We start from the raw sequence: 21,262 nt of genomic DNA on the forward strand, positions 1-21,262 counted from the left end.
AAAATTTCCAAAATCAAACCATTTGGTATAATATCGAGCGAATATGACCATCTATCCGCACAAAAAAATACCAGTTGGACGATTAGCATTCGGAGGGGTTTGCTTATGGCGATGACTCGCAAGCAGCAGCGGTTGCACCAGCAGCTACTGGATCTTATCGACCAACAAACTCCGGGCGCGCGCCTCCCCGGCGAGCGCGAGCTGGCGGAACTCACTCAGGTTTCCCGTGACACCCTGCGCCGAGCCCTCAAATACCTGGAGGAGCTGAAGCACATTGAAATTCGCCAAGGCGCCGGTATTTTTGTGCTCGCCAAACCGCTGGCCAACCAGCTCAAACTGATGTCATTCAGTGAAGAGATGCAGCAGCTTGGCCTGAAGCCCTCCAACAAACTGCTGTTCAATGATGTAATCCAGGCCGATGTGAAAATGGCCAGCAAGATGAACCTGGCCCCAGGCGCAGAGCTATTCCTGATCCGCCGCCTGCGACTCGCTGATGGCTGCCCAGTAGCCATCGAACGGGTTTACCTGCCAAAAGCGATTTTCCCGGACCTGGCCATTCAGGAATTGCATACCAGCTCACTGTATGACCTGTTACACCGGCAATATGAAATCGTCGTGGACCAGGCCAAGCAACAGATCAGCGCCACCGTGGTAGACGAAGAGGAGGCAGAGCAATTGCAGATTCCAACCTTCAGCCCCGCACTACTTGCCGAACGGACGGTGTATGACGAACAGGGTCGGATTATCGAGCTGGCCAAAAGTCTCTACCGTGCCGATCGCTACCGCTTCAATGTTCTGGTACAGCGCAATGGCACACGCCTGGCCACGGTATATGAATAATGACAAGCACCACTCTGCACCCGCTAGAGGCCATTGACCGCAAACTCACCAGCGGACTGATTGTTTCCTGCCAGCCCGTAGACCGCGGCCCGATGGACAATGACGATACGGTGGTGCGTCTGGCAAAAGCCGCCCTCGCCGGCGGTGCCGAAGGGTTGCGCATCGAGGGCGCCGCGCGCCTGGCCAGGGTTCGACATGCACTTCCCGATGTACCGATTGTCGGTATCGTAAAACGGGATCTACCAGACAGCCCGGTGCGAATCACCCCACTAGTGGAAGATGTCCACGCCCTGGCCGATGCCGGCGCCGATATCATTGCAGTCGATGGCACGAACCGCGCTCGCCCCACTCCAGTAATTACCCTGATCGCCGAGATCAGACGGCTCGGAAAAATCGCCATGGGGGATTGCAGTTGTTTGCGCGATGCGGAGGAAGTGTATGCGGCAGGCGCGGCGATCGTCGGCACTACGCTGTCCGGCTATACGGGCGGTCCGGTACCAGCGGATCCGGACTTTGCATTTCTGCACGCTCTGTGCACGCGCTTTCCCCGCGTCATGGCGGAAGGGCGTTTCAACACCCCCTCACACTGCGCAGAAGCGCGAAAAATAGGCGCCTGGGCGGTTACCGTGGGCACTGCGATTACTCGCACGGAAGTGGTGACCGAGTGGTTTGCCTCGGCCATGTGGCCCCACGAACAAAGTCCGGTGCCAGAATACCCTCCGGGTAGCTCGGAACCATTCGACGTAAGCACATGATGATTCTCTGCACAAAGTGAACTCTCCCGCTGTTACCGAGGTTGCTCACTTACTTACTGCGGTGCCCGGACCGCAAATACCACCGGCACAGCCCTCTGCTGATCCAGGATTGCCCGCCCCTCCACATACATGGCAGATGAGCCGCCACCATCCAGGTTCATCGCTTCAACACAGCCCAACCCGAGTAATTTTTGCGGCATTGCGTCCAGACGCATCCCTTCATTGACATACAAAACAAGAGTGTCCTCACGCGTGATACAAATGGCCGTGCGCGGCCGTATATCGTCGAGCACCACCCCCGAGCCCCAGAAAATTTCTTCGTCGTAACTTATTGCTGCCAGGCCATTCTTTAGTAAACGCGGGCCGCCGCCGATAGCCCAATCGGGATTGATCGTGGTGCCCAGGATATCCTCCGGTGGCTTCAGTGGCTCCGCCTGATTTTCCTGGTAAGGCATCGGCTGGGAAAACTCTCGCAAAGAGCCAGCATCATCCAGCCCCACCCAGCCGATTTTCACCTCACCTTCAGCGCTTGCCCACACAGCACTGCGCAAAACCGGGAAAGACTGATTGTTGCGAGTGACGGCAGCCACGTTGTCCGCCAAGCGCTCGCCATTCACCACAACCAGTGACAGTGGCGTGTTGCTATAAAAATACCCACCATTTACGACGGCAGTGATACCCGCCTGATTTGCCCACTCCACCATGGGTAGAGAAGTAGAATTAAGACAGGGAGTAAGAAACTTCCGCACATCCGCCATGGACAGAGTAACCGCGTGCCCACCATCTTCCATACTGGCAAACCTAACCCCCCCAGAAAGTTGCCGGGCCGCACCACCAAGTTCGAATCCTGGGCTGTTACCAGTGCCACACTCCGCAAGAATAAACCCCGGCAGCATTGCCATCAGCAATGCCCATAGGCGGAAACCAACTGCCAGCACGATGCGCCCCCAAATTCTGATATTCGCGACTTATCATGACGCCCCTGCAATTAGAAATAAACGCGGGTCCCATCGGATTGCCCGATAGGGTGAAAAATGGATTTACAGGGCAATACGAAATTTGGACCGCGCCCTCACAGGACTGGGGACGCGATACATTAAAGAAAGGGCCAACGGGGCAGGACACCTGGACACGGCGACAGGGAACGGCGGCTGCCGCCGCCAGCTAATTTTGCCAGTTACCAGTGCAACTGAACTTTCAACGGCGAAGTCTCATCTTCTAGCCCGCACATTTCTTCGTACGGGGTCAGCTGCTCCAACCAAACTTCCTCGAGTTTGTGGCTGTGAAAATGATCGCGAATCTCTTCCAGGCAATGGAACCGGTGAGGTCTATCCTTCCTGTCGGTCAAGAGCTGCCTGCCATTCTCATCTACGGCCTCAACGAGATAAAACTGTCCCTCCAGGGAAAGAATATGTAGATTCATGTTACCTCCTTCGGCACGCACTGCCAGCATGACCTCTTACCAGCTTAAGATGGCGGCAGTAGAACGGGAAATAACCGTTTTCTACCAATTTCACCTTATTGCACGCGAGGCTTCCCAGGCCCCGTCCCCATTGCCCTTTGCCCCCGTTATTGCGCATTCGACCATTCAGTCTCGCGGCGTACCCGATAGTGGTTTGCAAGCCGCTTTGGTATCCTTGCGCGCTTGTGCCATTCGCCCACTACGGGACGCTCCTGTCCCGTCCCCGGCCCCGGAGGCCGGCACAGAAAAACAAATAACCCACTGTTTTATAAAGATTTTTTATTCATGCCCGCAACCGCAGCTAAAACCGCCAAGCCCGAACACACGCCGATGATGCAGCAATATTTGCGTATCAAGGCGGAACACCCCCAGGAGCTGGTGTTCTATCGCATGGGAGACTTCTACGAGTTGTTCTATGACGATGCGAAGCGCGCGGCGGAGCTGCTGGATGTGACCCTGACCGCCCGCGGCAAATCCGGTGGGCAACCGATTCCCATGGCCGGCATTCCTTACCATGCGGCCGAGGGCTATCTGGCCCGGTTGATCAAGGCCGGCGTCTCCGTGGCCATTGCCGAACAGATTGGCGATCCCGCCACCAGCAAGGGGCCGGTGGAGCGCAAGGTGGTGCGCATCGTCACTCCCGGTACCGTCACAGACGAGGCCCTGCTCAACGAACGCCGGGACAACCTGCTGGCGGCCAGCGTGCTGGTGGGCGACCACTTCGGCCTCGCCCTGCTGGATGTGGGCACCGGGTATTTCGCGGTGCAGGAAGTGGAAACCCTGGAAGCACTGACAGAGCAGATCCAGCGCTTCAGCCCTACCGAGCTGCTGGTCTCGGAAGATCTCAGCCTGCCCGCTGAAATCGAGCGCCGCGCAGGCCTGCGTCGCCGCGCGCCCTGGGAGTTCGACCTTGAAAGCGCCCTGCGCCTGTTAAATCGCCAGTTTGGCACCCTGGACCTGGAGGCATTCGGTTGCAACCACATGCACGCGGCCCTGTCTGCGGCCGGTTGCCTGCTGCAGTATGCCCGCGACACCCAGCGCACAGACCTGCCCCATATCCGCACCCTGCGCACGGAACGCAGTGAAGATACCGTGGCCCTGGACCCCGCCAGCCGCCGCAACCTGGAGATCGATACCAACCTGAATGGTGGCGACGACAACACGCTGCTGTCAGTTTTCGATGCCTGTAAAACCGCTATGGGCAGCCGACTGCTGCGCCGCTGGCTGAACAATCCCCTGCGCAACCTGAATACCCTGCAGCAACGCCAGCAGGCGATTGCCGCGCTGATTGGCGACTACCGCTTTGAACCCTTGCGTGAAGCGCTCAAGCCGATCGGCGATATGGAGCGGATTCTCGGCCGCCTGGCCCTGCGCTCCGCGCGCCCGCGAGACCTTTCGCGGCTGGGGATGTCCCTGGCCCAGTTCCCGGAACTGCAGCGCCAGCTCAGCGAAACCAATGCAGCCCTGCTCGGCCAATTGAGCAATGAGATGGGCCAATGGCCCGAAACCGTAGAGCTGCTCCAACGCGCACTGGTCGAAAACCCGCCGGTAGTGATCCGCGAGGGCGGCGTGATTGCCGAGGGCTTTGACGAAGAGCTGGATGAACTGCGCGGGATCAGCGAGAACGCCGGGGATTATCTGGTACAACTGGAAGTACGCGAGAAAGAGCGCACCGGTATCCCCACCCTGAAGGTTGGCTACAACCGGGTGCACGGCTACTTTATCGAAATCAGCCGCGGACAGAGCGACAAGGCACCGGCAGACTATATCCGTCGCCAGACACTGAAAAACGCCGAGCGCTTTATTACCCCGGAACTGAAAGAGTTTGAAGACAAGGCGCTCTCTGCCAAGAGCCGCGCCCTGGCCCGGGAAAAGTTTCTCTACGAAGAGCTGATCACCACCCTCAACGAACACCTGGCGGCACTGCAGACAGCCGCCGCCGCGGTATCCCAGCTGGACGTACTGGCGAACATGGCAGAGCGTGCAGACCAGCTGCGCCTGAGCCAGCCTGAACTGTCCGAGCAACCCGGTATTCATGTGGAAGGCGGCCGCCACCCGGTGGTGGAGCAGGTTCTGGACGACCCGTTTGTGGCCAATGACATCGACCTGCACGAATCCCGCCGCATGCTGGTCATTACCGGCCCGAATATGGGTGGTAAATCGACCTATATGCGCCAGACCGCGCTCATTGCCCTGCTCGCCCATTGCGGTAGCTTTGTGCCCGCGGACAGTGCCCGTATCGGTCTGCTGGACCGCATCTTTACCCGTATCGGCAGTGCCGACGACCTGGCCGGCGGCCGCTCCACCTTTATGGTGGAGATGACCGAAACTGCGAATATCCTGCGCAACGCCAGTGAGCACAGCCTGATCCTGATGGATGAGATTGGCCGCGGCACCAGTACCTATGATGGCCTATCTCTGGCCTGGGCCTGCGCCCACTTCCTGGCCGACAAGGTCCGCGCTTTCACCCTCTTCGCCACCCACTATTTCGAGCTGACAGAACTGCCTGAGCAGTGCCCAGACGCCGCTAACATTCACCTGAACGCCACCGAGCACGGCGACTCTATCGTGTTCCTGCACCGTATCCAGGAGGGACCGGCGTCCAAGAGTTACGGCCTGCAGGTGGCCAAGCTGGCGGGTATTCCCCAGGAAGTGCTCGAGGAAGCCAAGGCGCGCCTGGCGGCACTGGAGGCCGGCAACACCACTCGCGATTCCGGCCCTGGACCAAAATCTGTGGCTCAGCCGGAAAACTCCCTAGAATCAGCCAGTGTGCAGGCAGTCGCACCGGTGGAGACTACCAGGCCTGTCGCCAAAGCGAAGCCCGCAGCGCCGGCCCAGGTTGACCTATTCGGCAGCGCCCCGCACCCGGCTGTGGAGGCTCTGGAAACACTGGATCCGGACGACATGACACCGCGCCAGGCGCTGGAACAGCTCTACGCCCTGCGCAAATTGTTATAAGTACCCAACCAATTCGACTCAAAAGCCACTACAAATCGCGCCAGACCTTGCTAAAATCCGCTGCTTTCAGAATAGGGCGCGGTCGGCATGCAGAGCTGGCCGGGCAGCGGCAACGCCATAGCATTATCGAGGGACAAGCATGACATTCGTAATTGGGGAAAACTGCATCAAGTGCAAATACACCGACTGTGTGGAAGTTTGCCCGGTAGACTGTTTCTATGAAGGTCCCAACTTCCTGGTGATTCACCCGGACGAGTGCATTGACTGCGCACTGTGCGAGCCAGAGTGCCCCGCCAATGCCATCTTCTCTGAAGATGAGGTACCTGACGATCAGCAGGAATATATCGAGCTGAACGCCGAGCTGTCGGAAGTGTGGCCGAACATTACCGAAAAGAAAGATCCCCTGCCGGATGCCGAGGAGTGGGATGGCAAGACCGGGAAACTGGAGCTGCTGGAGCGCTAACCTCCCAGCAACAAAAAAAGGCCACCAATCGGTGGCCTTTTTTTGTGTACTAAAATGCCGCTTACTTGGAAATTACCACGGCTTCACCTGTTTCAAAATCCAGTTGAATCATCTGATTGAACACCGTGCCCAGCAACTGTCCTTTGGACGTAACCTTCACGTCCAGGACGCTGTGGGTACGGCCGATTTCTGTCTGGCACGTGGGCGACTGCAGATTGTACTTCCCTACCCTGTCTCCCGAAATCCAAAGATACTGCCCACCGGGGTCCATCGTCACGTTTTGAACCGAGCCAATATTCGGGTCCAGAATGTCATTGACTGAAGACTCGAGGCACGCATCCAGCAGAGCAACCAGTTGTCCGGTTTCCAGGTCATATTGATGCAGGCCATCAATCGCCTGCGATACGATATAGGCACTATTACTCGCGGTATCGACAACCAGATCAACAGGAACATCGAGCTCCTCGTCGGACTCGATCAGAACACTATATGTACCTGTAGCAAGATCGACTGCCGCCACACCATTAAGTGCGGTATCTGTCAGCAGTAACCTGCCATTAACTATATCGAGGTCCCCGCCGGTAAACGCGAATCCGGCTGCACCGCACTCATCACCTGTTAATACCGCAAAACTGCCATCGGCCAAGTTGACGGTGTAAACGACGCCTTCAAATACTGCATAGGCCTGATTGGCCTCTGGATGCAATACAACCTCCTGAGCTATCTGATGGCAGACATCACCAAAGTCCGCCAGGATAGAGCGATTGCCCGTCGTCAGGTCCACTTCTATCAAGTAGGAAGTCGCGTTGCCCCCATCATCGAGAATATAGGCTTTTGCATTGACTTCATCCAAGGCCAGGGACCTGAGCGCCAACATGCGCTTGCCCGTACCTACACCGTTACCAGCAAACTCAGAGCGCTCACCCGTTTCGGTATCGACCGCCAATACATAATCGAAGCCATCGTCGCCTATAAGCAGTCGGTTGTTGGCCTCGTCCAGGCGCACGGAACGAATCTGATCTACCTGAAAAAAGCTTTGGTCACTTTCCAGGGAAATCACTTCCGAGCTCTGCTCTGCAACATCGGTTTTGGCAATGCCGTCGAAACCGGCGGTAAATAACAAGCTACCATCGGCATTCACATCGAGGTTAGCCAGAATCAAGTCTGGTAGTAGAGATACGGGCGTTAGGGATTCACCGGCATAGTCGATCAAGTAAGCAGCATCTACACCGCCAAACTCATCATTGAAAACAACGATCCCGTCATCCGCCAGAGTAAACGTATCCGTAGTAACTTTGTCGCCGTTCTTTACTTCCCCATCAACCAAAGTGACCAATTCACCGGCAGAAAAGTCGTAGCGGAAAAATACTGGTTTATTGAGCGCGTAATCCACGCTTGAGAAAAACTTGGTCAGTATATAGGCCGATGCACCATCTTCGGATACCTCGAGTTTGAGCACATTTGCAAACAACCATTCTTCCGGGTCCAGCGCTAACTGCTCGGTGAAAAGGACTTGATCTTCTCCACTTTCCAGATCGATCTGGGTCAGGCGAAACCAATCTTCAACCAGAGTCGCACAGACTGCCTTTTCCTGATCCGGGCGATACCCCAATCCCGAGCAAAACTTTGGCTCCGCCAATTCGACACTGGAGTAACTCTCGTCGTCCAGACCGTAAGTGAGCAAAGACTTGTTGTTTGCCTGCCCGATAAGTCGCCGATGAACCTCATCGACGACAAAAGACGTCGGCACCTTTTTCTGAATAATCTGAGCAGTTTCCGCTTCAGAATCCAGGTTGCCCTGATCATCTTCGGTCTCAACAACCAGTTCTGTAGACTCCCCATCCTGCGCGGGAACTGAAACTTCCCAGGTCACATCGGTGCCTGAGCCGTCGCTTTCGCTACCGGTTCCAGAGAATGCCGGCAGCGGTGCCATATTCGGGCTCTTTGGCGAAGGAGCGACCGACGAGACCACGGTTAGCTCAGCGTCAATGCCATTGACCCGTACCGCCCTAATGCCATTCTCATCTGAAGCTACCCCCTTCACCAGAAGGGTCTTCTGGTCACTGCGAGAAATTTTCCAGGGAAAAATGATTTCAGCCTGTGGAGGTGCCGAATCGGTACCGCCGGACGAGCCGCTGCTGGAAGAACTGCTACCCGATGAACTGCTTCCAGAAGAGCTGCTGGAGCCTCCTGAGGAACTACTGCTTGAGGAGCTACTGGAGCTTCCCGAAGAACTACTGCTGGAAGAGCTACTGGAGGCTCCACCGTCGGACCCCGAAGACCCACCCCCGCCGCCACAAGCAGCCAAAACAAATCCTGACAACAGAATGACACTGAGCTTTGTCAGATCCATATATCCCCCAAGAAATCGAATCTAGTTTTATTAGATCGGAAGATTATGGATACGCTTTATCCCCTTGACAACGAGAAAAAAGTACAGTTTGTCGATTATGGGAAATAGTTCCCGGACGGCATCCCGTAGCAAAAATCCAGTCTATGTGACTCTGGATTCCACCATAAACGGTCAATAAACAGCCACCCAGAGAGGCTGCTTTAAAAGGTCAGGTTACGGCGACAGTTATGGCAAAGTGCCTAACTCAATCTGAAGGAACCGAGAGAAATGCGGCCGTACGACTTACCTCCGAGGCCAATCCGGCCACCGCCAGCGCCTCGATGATTTCCGCATCGCTGGCCCCCGTTTTTCTCGCCGTATCGATCACCTCACCCGCATGATCAAAGGGGCGATTGTTCGCGTGTCGAGCCACCTCAAGCAGTGCATGATCTTTGTAGTCATAGTGCGCGTGATCCGGGTCCGTGCGTATTTTCAAAACTTCTCGTGGATCAACGCCGAGCTTTTCCAGTGCAACACTGTGCAGGGCAATGCCGTAGTCACTGTGTTCATCTGCCGCGACCATCAGTGCGATCCCCTCTTTCAACTTCGGCGACAAGGCACCGGTCAGCATCACATGCTGATATCTCTCCCAAAACAGGGCAAGTATCGTCGGGTTGTTGGCACATGCCCGGAATATCCCCGGCACCATCCCTAGTGTGATCCGGATATCATCCAGCACTGCATGAACCCGTTCCTCCACGGGCGTTTCCACTAACGGCATATGGCTCATGGTGTACCTCCACTGATAGCACGACCTTTGCAAGTTCATCTACGAGTTCATCGAATAGAGCGTGGCCTAAGGCCGAATACTGGATATAATCACAGCATGCGGAAAATCATCCATTGCGACTGCGACTGCTTCTACGCCTCGGTAGAAATGCGGGACGACCCCAATCTACGGGGGCGTCCGGTTGCCGTGGGCGGCGCCAGCGACCGCAGAGGGGTGATATCCACCTGTAACTACGAGGCTCGCAGCTTTGGTGTGCGCTCGGCGATGCCGACTTCGCAAGCCAAAAAGCTCTGTCCTGACCTGATTGTAGTGCCGGGTAACATGAAAAAATATCGGGAAGTCAGCGCGCAAATTCGGGAAATATTTCTCTCCTATACCGACCTGATAGAACCGCTTTCCCTGGATGAGGCCTATCTGGATGTCAGCAATAGTGCTCACTGCAACGGCAGTGCAACCCTGATCGCCCAAGAGATCCGCGCCCGCGTCCATCGGGAACTGGGAATTACCATCTCCGCGGGTGTCGCCCCCAATAAATTTCTCGCAAAAATTGCCAGTGACTGGCAAAAACCCGATGGACTGACGGTCATTCACCCCGATGCGGTGGAAGATTTTGTCCTGCGCCTACCAGTAAAAAAGATTCACGGCGTCGGCCGCGTCACCGCAGAAAAGATGCACCGCCAGGGGATCCACAACTGCAGCGATCTGCGGCGCTATAGCCTGGTGGAACTGGTGCAGAAATACGGCAAGTTTGGCAATCGTTTGTATCAGCTCTGCCGGGGTATGGACGATAGGGCTGTGAGCGGCGATGGTTCGCGCAAGAGTGTCAGTGTGGAACACACTTTTACCGAAGACCTGAAAAGTCTCGACGACTGGCAAGAGCAGATGACGCATCTTTTCGGGAGACTTCAGGAGCGCATGGAGAAACTGGGCGACCGCTATGAAATCAGCGCCGCCATCATCAAGGTCAAGTACACCGACTTTGCCCAGTCTACCCAAGAGCGCAGCAGTAGATCCGCGCGCATCAGCGAATTCAAACAACTGTTGCAACAAAGTTGGGACAAGCGCAATGACCCCATTCGTCTGCTAGGAGTGGGAGTGAAACTCAAAGATTTACGCGCCGAATTAGGCCCCGAGCAATTGCCGCTGCCATTCCGCGAGCAACGCCCACCGACCACCTGATACTGCTCACTTGTGAGACTAGTGTTGCGCCCACGCAGGTTAATCGGTGAGCAATTCAGAAGTATCTCGCGCCAGAATATGCGCAATATTGCACCCGGAACCTTTGGGCGTTCTGCTGGTCAGGCGGCCCCGGGCTATACTCCCATCACGGTCTCAAAAGCAGTTCCAGTCACTATCTATATGAAACGTGTAGTCCCGAGCTCCCTGGTAGTCTGGTTTCTGAACTATGCCCGCAGGCTCAAGCACCCTCAATTGTTCAAGTGGATCTGTGCGCTGTTCCTGATTGACCTGATCATTCCCGACCTGATCCCGTTTGTTGACGAAATCCTGTTGGGCCTGGCCACACTGTTCCTGGCCTCATGGAAAAAACGCGGTAACGCTCAAGGAGCTGCAGCGGATAGAGCAGGGGAAACACAAAGTAGCGAAATTAGAAGGGAAAAAGTCGTAACCGGTCACGCAGAAAAAATGAATGACCCAGAGAAAAAATCGACCCCCGAAGACGGACACGGTAAACACTGAGCAAAATAGGAAGTTCGCACCTTGCAGTTAAAAGGCGAGGCGAAATAACGTTAACAGATAATTTACTCGTTTAACGAAGTACTCCTGGCAAGGAAGCGCCCAGGAGATGTACAACCGGGTAAGTGACTATGGGAAATAAAGCCAAGGAGGCCAATCCCATGTTTGCGGAAAAGTTGTGCATTCTCAGTGACGAAGAACTGGTTAGCCGCTATTGCGATACTCGCGATCACAGAGCATTCCAGGAAATCTATCTTCGCTACAAAGATGAGCTGTTTCGCTACTGCGCACAAATGCTACCCCACCGCTGCACGCAGCTGATGGAAGCATTCTGGAGCGCATTCCTGGAGACCCCTCCCCAACTGCAGCGGACGCGCCTGAAAAACTGGCTTTATATACGTCTGAATCGCTTGCTTTGCGCTCCGGGCACATATCCCCCAGATACAGGCAACCCGGCAGATACCTCCGCCTGCGCTCAGAGTGATGCACTGCATAGCGCACTGATAGGCTCCGATGTACTCCGGGCTATCCAGCAGCTTCCCATGGCGCAACGCAATATTTTCCTGCTTTTCACCGAATGCGGCCTCTCACTGGCCACAGTGGCAGATATCGAGAGAATCCCCCTCGCCCGCTGCCGGGCGACACTGGAAGAAAGCCGCAACAGCATTGAACACGCTCTCTTTGGCAGTACGCGTAAGCCGTGGAAATCTACAGCCACCCTGGCGAAAGAAGCGGAGGCGCGCGCAGCCGAAGAGAATGCCAACAACAAGGCCGCAGAAGAGCAGGCCGACGGGACGCAAACCGGGCCTCACAAACCCCGCGTCACACTCCCCTGGGGGAAAACACCGAAAGTTGCAGCAGCCTCCCCCGCTACTGCTGATCGTTCTGTAGAGGTAGCTTGAACATGTATAGTAATCAGTGGGAATCGTCCTATCGGCGGGCCGCGGACAAACTCCTCTCGCCACACAGCATGGACGAAAAATTGCTCGCCAATGCCCGTGCCATCAAACCGGTGAGAAAGATTAACTCACGCAATAGCCGGCTGCTCTCTAAAGCCGCATCAGGTTTCAGCGCGATTGCAATTGTCATCGCCCTTTTACACCCGGCCCAGTATCTTGGCGCTACACCCGGGCAGATCGCCCCCCAGGGCAACAACCGGGAACAAGGGCTGGAACGCTATCGCCCCAAGCCCGGCAGTTTACGAGCCACAGCCGATGGCTGGCATAAACTGCGTGCCGAAGTAGAAGCCGGCAGTTATATCCAGCTGTGCGCCCAATGGCGGCGACAACAGCGATCGCCAGCAGAGGAGAAGCTACCGGCCGACCTGCAGGCGAAAGCGAGACAGCATTGCCGGCTCCTTCCCTGAGTATCCAATATAAACCAACGCAATATAAAAAAGGGAGTAGCGCTTACCGCGTTACTCCCTTTTCAGTTGCAGCTGCAGTTGCTTAGGCCCGACTTAATTCGGAACCTGAACGCGACGCTAGCTTTTGTTCATGGTCAAAACAACCTTCCCCCGGGCCCTGCGTTCGCCAATCGCCGCAAATGCCTCAGAAAAGTCATCCAGATCATATACCTCTGTGGTCAAAGGCTGCAGGCGTCCTTCCTGAACAAACCCCAGCAACTCGCTAAAATTCTGCATGTTGCCCTTAGGATCACGCGCTGCCCAACCCCCCCAGTAAATACCGAGAATATCACCGGCTTTCAGGAGAGGAAGGTTCAGGGGTAGGTTTGGAATATCTCCCGCAGCAAAACCAATCACCAGATAGCGGCCACCCCAGGCAATGGAGCGGTAGGCTTGCTCGGTAAATTCGCCCCCCACCGGATCGTAAATAACATCTGCGCCCTTGCCATCGGTCAGTTCGCGGATTCGATCCTTGAGGTTTTCCCGGCTGTAGTTGATGGTCTCATCCGCTCCCAGGTCGCGACAAAAAGCGAGCTTTTCATCCGTGGATGCACAGGCGATCACCCGCGCGCCCATCAGTTTGCCGAGCTGGATTGCTGTAACCCCTACGCCCCCCGCAGCGCCCAGCACTACCAGGGTTTCCCCGGGCTGCAAGCGTGCACGCTGCTTGAACGCGTAGTAAGAAGTGGCATAGGTGATACAGAAACCTGCCGCCTGTGGAAAATCCAGCTCCGCAGGCATCGGCATCAGCAGCTTGTGATCCACATTGACCGATTCTGCAAAGGCGGCGAGCCCCGGCATGGCGATGACTCTATCACCCACCTTGAACCCTTTCACGGCATCACCAACCTCGCGAATGATACCGGCGCACTCTCCCCCGGCAACAAAGGGCAACTCAGGCTTAACCTGATACTTACCCTGAACCATCAGGCCGTCCGGAAAGTTCACCCCGGCAGCGTGTACCTCAAGCTGAACCTCGTGGGGTTGCGGGGAATCCAAAGGCCATTCGCGGACTTTGAGATTATCTATCGGGCCAAAGGCCTCGCATACCAGTGCTCGCATGGTTGCTCCTTTCACTGAGCGCTAGATTTCAGATGCTAGTTTGAAGTGCGGATGTCAAACCACTTCGAACAGCCCCGCAGCACCCATACCACCACCGACGCACATAGTAACAACCACATACTTGACGCCTCGGCGCTTGCCTTCCAGCAGTGCATGGCCAACCATACGCGCACCACTCATACCGTACGGGTGGCCAATGGAAATTGCCCCGCCGTTAACGTTCAGCTTCTCATTGTCGATCCCGAGCTTGTCACGACAATAAAGTACCTGTACCGCGAAGGCTTCATTCAGTTCCCACAGACCGATGTCATCAACCGACAAGCCGGTACGTTGTAACAGCTTGGGAATCGCGAAAACCGGACCAATACCCATTTCGTCAGGCTCACAGCCCGCTACCGCCATACCGCGGTAAATACCCAACGGATTCAGGTTGCGCTGCTCGGCGAGCTTGCTGTCCATCAGCACCATGGCCGCCGCGCCATCGGAAAGCTGTGATGCATTGCCCGCAGTGATTACACCATTTTCGCGGACCGGGTTCAGGCTGCGCAGGCCATCGATGGTCGTGGACGGCCGATTACCTTCATCCATGCTCAGGGTCACTTCCTGTTCGGACTGCTCACCCGTTTCCTTGTTCACCACAATCTTGTTGCAGGTGACCGGGACGATTTCATCGGCGAACAGGCCCGCCTGCTGCGCGGCCGCAGTGCGCATCTGGGACTGCAGGGAATACTCATCCTGCAGATCGCGGCTGATACCGTAGCGCTTGGCGACCACTTCCGCGGTATCGATCATCGGCAGGTAGATATCGGGATGCATGGAGAGCAGCGCAGGATCCGCTACCCGGAAGCTGTTCATCTGCTGATTCTGAACCAGGGAAATGGATTCCATACCGCCGGCAAGGGTTACCGGTACGCCATCCTGGGTGATCTGCTTGGCCGCGGTTGCGATGGCCATCAGGCCGGAGGAACACTGACGATCAATGGTCATACCGGCCACGGTCGTCGGCAGACCCGCGCGCAGTGCAATCTGGCGCGCGACATTAGTGCCGGTAGTCCCCTGCTGCAGGGCTACACCAAACACACAATCGTCAATCTCAGCGGCATCGACACCGGCCCGCTCAACCGCGGCACTCACCGCATGCGCAGCCAGGCTCGGCCCTTCAATGTTATTGAATGCACCGCGGTAGGCTTTACCGATGGGTGTACGGGCGGTGGAAACTATCACTGCTTCTTTCATGAGAATTCTCCTGAGTGTTGGTCGCGATCAGCCGTCGAGCTTGACGCCCGTGCCCTGTGCCGCTTTCTGGATAAACTTGACGGTCTGATTGAGGCCGCCAACAAGTTCCTGCTGGCCGCGTTCATCGGCGATTGCGTCCAGGTTTGCGAGCACATTCTCCGCAGTCTGCTGCTCCGGAGGCAGGTATATCCCTTCGGTTTCGAGAATACGCGCCTTGGCGTAGGCGCCGGCACCCGCACAGAGGATGAATCGATTCGGGGCATCGTCCGCTACCAGCGCAATCAGGCCGGCGGTGACGGATTCCGGAGTGAGCAGTTCCAGCGCTTTTGGATCGGGAATAATGTCTTCGGTCATGCGGGTAGCCGCGGTCGGGGACAGGCAGTTGACCTTGATACCGTACTTTTCCCCCTCGAGACACAGGGTATTCATCAAGCCGACCACGCCGGTTTTCGCCGCGCCGTAGTTGGACTGGCCGAAGTTACCGTAGAGCCCAGAAGAGGAGGTGGTCATCACGATACGCCCGTACTGCTGCTCGCGCATGATTTCCCAGACCGCCTTGGTGCAATTGACCGATCCCATCAGGTGGACATTGACTACCAAATTGAAGTCATCGATCGGCGCCTTGGCAAAGGACTTGTCCCGCAGGATGCCCGCATTGTTCACCAGAATATCTACACGGCCCCAGCGCTCCGCCGCTTCCTTGACCATGTCCTGAACCTGCTGGTAATCGGTCACATTGGCACCATTGGCGATAGCCTCACCGCCTGCGGCCTCAATCTCCGCTACCACAGATTCCGCCGCGGTCAGCGAGCCACCGGAGCCATCGCGTGCGCCACCAAGGTCATTGACCACTACTTTTGCCCCGCGTCGCGCCAGCTCGAGCGCATGGGATCTGCCGAGGCCATTGCCAGCTCCGGTGACAATGGCCACCTTACCTTCGAATGAAATAGACATGGTTCTCTCCGTTAACACTATTATCGAATACTTTTTTTCAGATTGCTGTTTCTCAGACAAATTGCATCACCAGCCACTCGGCGATCAATGCGGGCTTGTCCTCGCCCTCGATTTCCACAGTTACTTCCATTTTGATCTGAAATTGACCCGGTTTCTTTTCAATGATATCGAGCACTTTCGCACGCGCCCTTACCCGCTGATTCACTTTCACCGGATTGATAAACCGGACTTTATCCAGGCCGTAGTTCACCCCCATTTTTACGCCTTCAAGCGCCACATTGAGCTGCTCCGCAAAGTAGGAAAGCAGGGATAGTGACAGGAAGCCGTGGGCGATGGTGGTACCAAATGGCGATTTCGCGGCTGCTTCCGGGTCCACGTGAATAAACTGATGGTCCAGCGTGCAATCGGCGAATTTATTGATCCGATCCTGATCAACCTGGAACCACTCGGTGGCATCAGTTTCCATGCCTATGGCGCTGGCAAAGTCTTGTGGTTTTATGCTTATCGACATTGATCTCTCTCTATCAATTTTTATTTAGAATGCGGAAACACCGCCGTCCACTGCCAGGGACTGGCCAGTTACATAGCTGAGTGCCGGCGAACAGAGCATTACCATCGCACTGACCACTTCCTCCGGTTTGCCCAGACGTTTCATCGGGCTGCCCGCTGCAAAAATGGAGTGCACCTGTTCCACCGTGGCACCATCCGGTGCCTGCATGTCGGTAACCATCGGGGTCAGGGTGTAAAAAGGACACACGGCATTTACACGCACATTGTGACGCGCGTATTCCACTGCGGCGGTGCGGGTCAGGCCGATCACGGAATGTTTGGCACCGGCGTAGGAAGAAGCCTTGGGCGCGCCGCCGAGCCCGGCCATGGAACTTACATTGAGAATGATGCCGCCGCCCTGGCTGCGCATCAGCTTGAGCTGATGCTTCATACCAAAGAACACCCCCTTCACATTGACGCGGTGCTGCAGGTCAAGGGTCTCTTCTTCCACGTCTTCAAAGTATTGCATGGGCGGCGCGATGCCCGCGTTGTTTACCGCAATATCCAGACGCCCGAAATTTTCCCGGGCCAGTGCCACCATCGAGGCGCAATCGGTCTCCGAGGACACATCACAGGCCACCGCCTGTACGGCCACTCCCTGGGTCGACAGCTTTTCCACCACGGAGTCGAGTCCCGCTTCATTGATATCGCCCAGTACCAGGCTCGCACCGCGGCGTCCCAGCTCTTCTGCGAGCAGCGCGCCGAATCCACTGGCCGCACCGGTAATTAGTGCAACCTTGCCGGTGAAGTCGAGCAATGGGTCTAGATTGAATTGCGCCATGCTTAGAGTCCCCCACAAGCGGTGAGTCCGCCGTCCACGACCACGCACTCGCCATTGGTATAACTGCCCGCATCGGAAACCAGATACAACACGGTTCCGGCCATCTCTTCCGGTTCTGCATGGCGGTGCATGGGAATATGACTTACAGCGGTGTTGTAGATTTCTTCGTGGCTGAACAGCGCACCGGCAAATTTGGTTTTGGTCAGCCCCGGCAATAGCGCATTAACGCGGATATTGAACTGCGCGCACTCCTTGGCAAACGCTTTGGTCATGTTGACAACGGCCGCCTTGGTAATGGAGTAAATACCCTGCCCGACACCCGGTTGCAGTGCATTGATGGAAGCGGTATTGACGATGCAGCCACCGCCGTTTTCGCGCATCAGCTTGCCCGCCTCAACCGACATGAAGAAGTACCCGCGGATGTTGACCGCAACAGTTTTCTCAAAGGCACCGAGATCAGTATCGAGGATATGACCGAAGTACGGATTAGTCGCGGCGTTGTTCACCAGAATATCCAGTTTGCCGTACTGATCGCGGATGTGGGAAAACACTTGCGCGATATCATCCATATTGCCGATATGACACGGCAGCGCTTCCGCCTTGCCACCTGCTTCGTTAATCGCGTCCGCTACCGCCTGACAGCCCTCGATCTTGCGGCTGGAAACCAGTACGTGGGCCCCCTGCTCTGCCAGCAGCTTGGCAATCGCCTCCCCAATACCGCGGCTGGCGCCGGTCACCAGGGCAATTTTTCCATTCAGGTCAAACAGATTGGTCGCCATAATTTTCTCCCAACAATCGATGTCATTATTTGAGTAATTGTCAACTTTCGTTTTTGATGACATCCAGCGCCATCATTGCCAGCGGCTCAACCAGTGCGCCAAGCCCCGCCGCATTTTTGCTCGATGCATTACCGTCGTGGGCGCGCTTGGCAACCCCCTGGATAATTGCCGCGAGGCGGAAGAAGCTGAACGCGAGATAGAACGCCCAGTTATCAATCCGCTCGATCCCCATACGCTCACAGTAGCGCGAGACATACTCCTGCTCAGACGGAATTCCCAGGCTTTTGCGATCCACATGCATCAGCCCGGAAATATTTCCGCTGTTGGCGGGCATACGCAGCTGCATACACTGGTAAGCGAGGTCTGCGAACGGGTGGCCAAGTGTCGACAGCTCCCAGTCGAGTACCGCGATAGCGCGTGACTCGGTTGGGTGGAACATAATGTTGTCCAGCCGGTAATCCCCGTGTACCAGGGACACACGGCCGTCATCTTCCGGCAAATGCTCCCCGAGCCAGTGGATCAGCTGATCCATTGCAGGAATCGGCTCCAGTTCCGATGCGCGGTACTGTCCCTGCCAGCGGCCAAACTGACGCTCAAAATAGTTTCCAGGACGGCCGTAATCGACAAGTCCGGCTACTTCGAGATCCACCGAATGCAGCGCCGCCAGCACCCGGTTCATTTCCTCGTAAAACGCACCGCGCTGCGCATTGTCCAGTTCCGGCAGTGCGGCGTCCCAGAAAATGCGCCCCTCGCAATACTCCATCAGGTAAAACATGGAGCCGATCACGTCGCGGTCTTCACACAGGTGAACAACCTTGGGAACCGGCACATCGGAATCAGCCAGCGCCAGCATTACCCGAAATTCCCGGTCCACCGCGTGAGCGGATTTGAGCAGTTTGCCGGGCGGCTGGCGGCGCAGCACATAGCTACCCGCGTCCGTCTCCAGCTTGAATGTGGGATTGGATTGACCACCGGAAAATTTTTCAGCTTTTTTTATCGGACCGGAGAACCCCGGCACCTGCTGAATCAAATATTCCTGCAAACGTTCGATGTCCAACTGGTCTACCGCGGTCTGCTGCGGAGTGGACTTCTGCTCTACTTCCGACATTCAATCCTCCTGCGCGGCATAGGCTGCGGCAAGGTTGCGTCCCAGCTGCATCATATGCACCTGGTCGGGGCCATCCGCCAGGCGGACGCTGCGCGCGTAGGCATACGCCCGCGCCAGATGGAAGTCCTGGCCCACCCCGGCGGCACCGTGAATCTGGATCGCACGATCGATCACGTTACAGGCCATCTGCGGTGCTACGATCTTGATCATGGCAATCAGGTCTCGCGCTGCCTTGTTGCCATAACGATCCATCTGGTCCGCAGCTTTCAGGGTGAGCAGTCGCGCCTGTTCGATTTCACACGCGGAACGGGCGATATCCTCCCGTACTGAGCCCTGCTTGATCATCGGGCGGCCGAATACAACCCGCTCCTCTGCGCGCTTGGACATGGTCTCGAGCGCGCGCTGAGCCTGTCCGATCAAACGCATGCAGTGGTGAATACGGCCCGGGCCGAGACGTCCCTGGGCAATTTCAAAACCGCGCCCCTCACCGAGGATCAGGTTTTCTTTCGGCACCCGCACATTGTCGAAAATGATCTCCGCATGTCCTTCCGGTGCATCGTCATAGCCGAACACCATCATCGGACGAACCACTTTCACCCCGGGTGTATTCATTGGCACCAGGATCTGTGATTGCTGACGATAGCGGTCTTCACTATCCGGTGCGGTTTTGCCCATTACAATCATGATTTCACAGCGGTGGTTCATCGCTCCGCTGATATAGAACTTGCGCCCGTTAATAACGTAATCATCACCATCGCGGATAATCTCGGTCTCGATATTGGTCGCATCACTGGAGGCCACCTTGGGCTCCGTCATCGCGAAGGCGGAGCGGATACTCCCTTCGAGCAACGGCTTCAGCCAGCGCTCCTGTTGCTCTGGCGACGCGTATTGGGCAAGCACTTCCATATTGCCGGTGTCCGGCGCGCTGCAGTTAAACACCTCAGAAGAAAACAGCACTTTGCCCATTTCCTCTGCCAGAGGCGCATATTCAAGATTCGTCAGGCCCGCGCCAAATTTGGCATCCGGTAAAAACAGGTTCCACAATCCGGCATCTTTCGCCTTGCGCTTGAGGGTCTCCATCACCGGGGGTTCGCCCCAGCGGTCCTGTTCGAGCTGCTCGTAATAGATCTGTTCTGCGGGAGCAACCTCTTCCGCGATAAAGGTTTTGAGGCGCTGCAGGAGACCCTGCACTTTTTCGGAGTATTCAAAGTTCATGGCTAACTCTTTTCTCTCTGCGTTCGTATCAAGGCTGTTTTCGTTCGCGATCGCTTGGTGATCCACTCAGCTATAGGTAATAAACTGACGACGCTCACGGTTATCCAGGTGCGGTACATGGTTGAAGCTGTGCAGGTTCAAGCCGCTGCGCCCGGCAAAAAAGTGACTGATCGCCGTATTTTTTATCTGCATATTGAGCTGGGTCACACTGTGCGATGGTGCGCCCAACACCTGCCGAACCATCATCGCAATGGCACCGCCGGAGCTGACCACCAGTGTCCTGCCACCGCGGGCACCGGCTGCGAGAACACCGAGCACCTCTTCAATACGCTGCTCGAACTGTTGCCAGCTCTCCGCGCCGTCAATTTCCCCTGAGGACCAGGCGTGCATGGCCTGCTTCAAAAACCGGTAATAATCTGCGCGCTCGGCATTTGCGCCAGGTGCCGATGCGGGATCTTTTTCTCCGTACGCGTGCATAACTTTCTTGAAGTCGAACTCATTCAGTTGCGGCAACTCCTCGACACGGTGCTTGTCCAGGCCGAGCCCCTCACAGATTCCCTGCGCGGTTTCCCGATGCCGTTGCAGATCGCCGCTGACTATATGATCGAACTGGTGTCCGTCCTGTCCCCAGTGTTCGCCGAGCCAGCGCGCCTGCTGCCAGCCGAGCTCGGAAAGCTGGTCGTAGTTGTCACTACCAAATGACGCCTGGCCGTGGCGTACAACGAAGATTTCTGGCACTGCCTCTCTCCCGTGGTTGGCACACTAAACGATGGAAACGGTGTTTCGAATTACGTCCCGGGTTATTCACTCCTCGGGACGACTGGGAGATAAAGCTAGCGATTCCTTTTGGATCATCCAAGTTTATTATGTAAATATTC

The 21,262-nt window shown here is 56.2% G+C and carries 22 protein-coding genes; 9 read left to right on the plus strand and 13 right to left on the minus strand.

The window, feature by feature from the left end:
* Positions 1–105 precede the first annotated feature (105 nt).
* Together ACONT6_RS10635 and ACONT6_RS10640 are read left to right on the plus strand one after the other, a co-directional pair.
* Complete coding sequence (locus ACONT6_RS10635; RefSeq protein WP_181252803.1) at positions 106–840, plus strand: GntR family transcriptional regulator; 735 nt, start codon at positions 106–108, stop codon at positions 838–840.
* Positions 840–1,595: an N-acetylmannosamine-6-phosphate 2-epimerase gene (locus ACONT6_RS10640; protein ID WP_428818504.1), complete on the plus strand. Its 756-nt coding sequence runs from the start codon at positions 840–842 to the stop codon at positions 1,593–1,595. The genes ACONT6_RS10635 and ACONT6_RS10640 overlap by 1 nt, the downstream gene beginning before the upstream one ends.
* Positions 1,596–1,648: 53 nt before the next feature.
* On the opposite strand, the gene ACONT6_RS10645 is transcribed toward ACONT6_RS10640, so the two are convergent.
* Entirely contained in the window at positions 1,649–2,386 is a 738-nt protein-coding gene (locus ACONT6_RS10645; protein ID WP_428818505.1) for a phosphodiester glycosidase family protein, read from the minus strand.
* A 386-nt stretch (positions 2,387–2,772) separates the two neighbouring features.
* A complete protein-coding gene (locus ACONT6_RS10650) occupies positions 2,773–3,018 on the minus strand; it encodes a DUF6482 family protein (protein ID WP_181252800.1) in 246 nt (81 codons plus the stop codon).
* A 324-nt stretch (positions 3,019–3,342) separates the two neighbouring features.
* Between ACONT6_RS10650 and mutS the strand changes: the two genes are divergently transcribed.
* A complete protein-coding gene (mutS, locus tag ACONT6_RS10655) occupies positions 3,343–6,015 on the plus strand; it encodes a DNA mismatch repair protein MutS (protein WP_428818506.1) in 2,673 nt (890 codons plus the stop codon).
* A 139-nt stretch (positions 6,016–6,154) separates the two neighbouring features.
* A complete protein-coding gene (gene fdxA, locus ACONT6_RS10660) occupies positions 6,155–6,478 on the plus strand; it encodes a ferredoxin FdxA (protein ID WP_161858105.1) in 324 nt (107 codons plus the stop codon).
* Positions 6,479–6,539: 61 nt separating this feature from the next.
* On the opposite strand, the gene ACONT6_RS10665 is transcribed toward fdxA, so the two are convergent.
* Positions 6,540–8,411 (minus strand): hypothetical protein, encoded by a 1,872-nt coding sequence (locus ACONT6_RS10665; protein WP_428818507.1) that lies wholly within the window; start codon positions 8,409–8,411, stop codon positions 6,540–6,542.
* 55 nt (positions 8,412–8,466) lie between these two features.
* Between ACONT6_RS10665 and ACONT6_RS10670 the strand changes: the two genes are divergently transcribed.
* Positions 8,467–8,856 (plus strand): hypothetical protein, encoded by a 390-nt coding sequence (locus ACONT6_RS10670; RefSeq protein WP_428818508.1) that lies wholly within the window; start codon positions 8,467–8,469, stop codon positions 8,854–8,856.
* Between the two features lie 219 nt (positions 8,857–9,075).
* On the opposite strand, the gene ACONT6_RS10675 is transcribed toward ACONT6_RS10670, so the two are convergent.
* The gene (locus ACONT6_RS10675; RefSeq protein WP_428818509.1) at positions 9,076–9,600 is read right to left on the minus strand and encodes a carboxymuconolactone decarboxylase family protein; all 525 of its coding nucleotides are present in this window, start codon (positions 9,598–9,600) and stop codon (positions 9,076–9,078) included.
* A 96-nt stretch (positions 9,601–9,696) separates the two neighbouring features.
* Here ACONT6_RS10675 and dinB point away from each other — a divergent pair, with 96 nt between their 5' ends.
* The 4 genes from dinB (at position 9,697) to ACONT6_RS10695 (ending at position 12,661) form a co-directional block, all read left to right on the plus strand.
* On the plus strand, positions 9,697–10,779 hold the full coding sequence (gene dinB / locus ACONT6_RS10680) for a DNA polymerase IV (protein ID WP_428818510.1): 1,083 nt from the start codon (positions 9,697–9,699) through the stop codon (positions 10,777–10,779).
* A gap of 78 nt (positions 10,780–10,857) precedes the next feature.
* A complete protein-coding gene (locus ACONT6_RS10685; RefSeq protein ID WP_428818511.1) occupies positions 10,858–11,298 on the plus strand; it encodes a DUF6116 family protein in 441 nt (146 codons plus the stop codon).
* Positions 11,299–11,426: 128 nt separating this feature from the next.
* Complete coding sequence (locus ACONT6_RS10690; RefSeq protein ID WP_428818512.1) at positions 11,427–12,197, plus strand: RNA polymerase sigma factor; 771 nt, start codon at positions 11,427–11,429, stop codon at positions 12,195–12,197.
* A gap of 2 nt (positions 12,198–12,199) precedes the next feature.
* The gene (locus ACONT6_RS10695) at positions 12,200–12,661 is read left to right on the plus strand and encodes a hypothetical protein (RefSeq protein WP_428818513.1); all 462 of its coding nucleotides are present in this window, start codon (positions 12,200–12,202) and stop codon (positions 12,659–12,661) included.
* Positions 12,662–12,778: 117 nt separating this feature from the next.
* Here ACONT6_RS10695 and ACONT6_RS10700 read toward each other — a convergent pair whose 3' ends face one another.
* The 9 genes from ACONT6_RS10700 to ACONT6_RS10740 all read right to left on the minus strand — a co-directional run bounded on the left by ACONT6_RS10700 (position 12,779) and on the right by ACONT6_RS10740 (position 21,122).
* Positions 12,779–13,762, minus strand: a complete 984-nt coding sequence (locus tag ACONT6_RS10700; RefSeq protein ID WP_428818514.1) for an NADPH:quinone oxidoreductase family protein — start codon at positions 13,760–13,762, stop codon at positions 12,779–12,781.
* A gap of 54 nt (positions 13,763–13,816) precedes the next feature.
* Positions 13,817–14,998, minus strand: coding sequence for an acetyl-CoA C-acyltransferase (locus ACONT6_RS10705; protein ID WP_428818515.1), 1,182 nt, complete (start codon positions 14,996–14,998; stop codon positions 13,817–13,819).
* A gap of 27 nt (positions 14,999–15,025) precedes the next feature.
* Positions 15,026–15,952: an SDR family NAD(P)-dependent oxidoreductase gene (locus ACONT6_RS10710; protein WP_428818516.1), complete on the minus strand. Its 927-nt coding sequence runs from the start codon at positions 15,950–15,952 to the stop codon at positions 15,026–15,028.
* 52 nt (positions 15,953–16,004) lie between these two features.
* Positions 16,005–16,463: a MaoC family dehydratase gene (locus tag ACONT6_RS10715; RefSeq protein ID WP_428818517.1), complete on the minus strand. Its 459-nt coding sequence runs from the start codon at positions 16,461–16,463 to the stop codon at positions 16,005–16,007.
* A 24-nt stretch (positions 16,464–16,487) separates the two neighbouring features.
* Positions 16,488–17,282, minus strand: a complete 795-nt coding sequence (locus ACONT6_RS10720) for an SDR family NAD(P)-dependent oxidoreductase (RefSeq protein ID WP_428818518.1) — start codon at positions 17,280–17,282, stop codon at positions 16,488–16,490.
* Positions 17,283–17,284: 2 nt separating this feature from the next.
* Positions 17,285–18,061, minus strand: a complete 777-nt coding sequence (locus ACONT6_RS10725; protein WP_428818519.1) for an SDR family oxidoreductase — start codon at positions 18,059–18,061, stop codon at positions 17,285–17,287.
* Positions 18,062–18,101: 40 nt separating this feature from the next.
* Complete coding sequence (locus ACONT6_RS10730; protein ID WP_428818520.1) at positions 18,102–19,169, minus strand: phosphotransferase; 1,068 nt, start codon at positions 19,167–19,169, stop codon at positions 18,102–18,104.
* Positions 19,170–20,384 (minus strand): acyl-CoA dehydrogenase family protein, encoded by a 1,215-nt coding sequence (locus ACONT6_RS10735; protein ID WP_428818521.1) that lies wholly within the window; start codon positions 20,382–20,384, stop codon positions 19,170–19,172. It lies immediately after the preceding gene.
* Between the two features lie 66 nt (positions 20,385–20,450).
* Positions 20,451–21,122, minus strand: coding sequence for a histidine phosphatase family protein (locus ACONT6_RS10740; RefSeq protein ID WP_428818522.1), 672 nt, complete (start codon positions 21,120–21,122; stop codon positions 20,451–20,453).
* Between the last annotated feature and the right edge of the window lie 140 nt (positions 21,123–21,262).

Origin of the sequence: Microbulbifer sp. MCCC 1A16149 (genome assembly GCF_050368945.1) — a bacterium.
Taxonomy (GTDB): domain Bacteria; phylum Pseudomonadota; class Gammaproteobacteria; order Pseudomonadales; family Cellvibrionaceae; genus Microbulbifer.

Bases quoted from the DNA above. Each gene is read 5' to 3' on its own strand.
- ACONT6_RS10635 (WP_181252803.1), top strand. From the start codon at position 106: ATGGCGATGACTCGCAAGCAGCAGCGGTTGCACCAGCAGCTACTGGAT.
- ACONT6_RS10640 (WP_428818504.1), top strand. From the start codon at position 840: ATGACAAGCACCACTCTGCACCCGCTAGAGGCCATTGACCGCAAACTC.
- ACONT6_RS10645 (WP_428818505.1), bottom strand. From the start codon at position 2,386: ATGGAAGATGGTGGGCACGCGGTTACTCTGTCCATGGCGGATGTGCGG.
- ACONT6_RS10650 (WP_181252800.1), bottom strand. From the start codon at position 3,018: ATGAATCTACATATTCTTTCCCTGGAGGGACAGTTTTATCTCGTTGAG.
- mutS (WP_428818506.1), top strand. From the start codon at position 3,343: ATGCCCGCAACCGCAGCTAAAACCGCCAAGCCCGAACACACGCCGATG.
- fdxA (WP_161858105.1), top strand. From the start codon at position 6,155: ATGACATTCGTAATTGGGGAAAACTGCATCAAGTGCAAATACACCGAC.
- ACONT6_RS10665 (WP_428818507.1), bottom strand. From the start codon at position 8,411: ATGGCACCGCTGCCGGCATTCTCTGGAACCGGTAGCGAAAGCGACGGC.
- ACONT6_RS10670 (WP_428818508.1), top strand. From the start codon at position 8,467: ATGCCATTGACCCGTACCGCCCTAATGCCATTCTCATCTGAAGCTACC.
- ACONT6_RS10675 (WP_428818509.1), bottom strand. From the start codon at position 9,600: ATGAGCCATATGCCGTTAGTGGAAACGCCCGTGGAGGAACGGGTTCAT.
- dinB (WP_428818510.1), top strand. From the start codon at position 9,697: ATGCGGAAAATCATCCATTGCGACTGCGACTGCTTCTACGCCTCGGTA.
- ACONT6_RS10685 (WP_428818511.1), top strand. From the start codon at position 10,858: ATGCGCAATATTGCACCCGGAACCTTTGGGCGTTCTGCTGGTCAGGCG.
- ACONT6_RS10690 (WP_428818512.1), top strand. From the start codon at position 11,427: ATGGGAAATAAAGCCAAGGAGGCCAATCCCATGTTTGCGGAAAAGTTG.
- ACONT6_RS10695 (WP_428818513.1), top strand. From the start codon at position 12,200: ATGTATAGTAATCAGTGGGAATCGTCCTATCGGCGGGCCGCGGACAAA.
- ACONT6_RS10700 (WP_428818514.1), bottom strand. From the start codon at position 13,762: ATGCGAGCACTGGTATGCGAGGCCTTTGGCCCGATAGATAATCTCAAA.
- ACONT6_RS10705 (WP_428818515.1), bottom strand. From the start codon at position 14,998: ATGAAAGAAGCAGTGATAGTTTCCACCGCCCGTACACCCATCGGTAAA.
- ACONT6_RS10710 (WP_428818516.1), bottom strand. From the start codon at position 15,952: ATGTCTATTTCATTCGAAGGTAAGGTGGCCATTGTCACCGGAGCTGGC.
- ACONT6_RS10715 (WP_428818517.1), bottom strand. From the start codon at position 16,463: ATGTCGATAAGCATAAAACCACAAGACTTTGCCAGCGCCATAGGCATG.
- ACONT6_RS10720 (WP_428818518.1), bottom strand. From the start codon at position 17,282: ATGGCGCAATTCAATCTAGACCCATTGCTCGACTTCACCGGCAAGGTT.
- ACONT6_RS10725 (WP_428818519.1), bottom strand. From the start codon at position 18,061: ATGGCGACCAATCTGTTTGACCTGAATGGAAAAATTGCCCTGGTGACC.
- ACONT6_RS10730 (WP_428818520.1), bottom strand. From the start codon at position 19,169: ATGTCGGAAGTAGAGCAGAAGTCCACTCCGCAGCAGACCGCGGTAGAC.
- ACONT6_RS10735 (WP_428818521.1), bottom strand. From the start codon at position 20,384: ATGAACTTTGAATACTCCGAAAAAGTGCAGGGTCTCCTGCAGCGCCTC.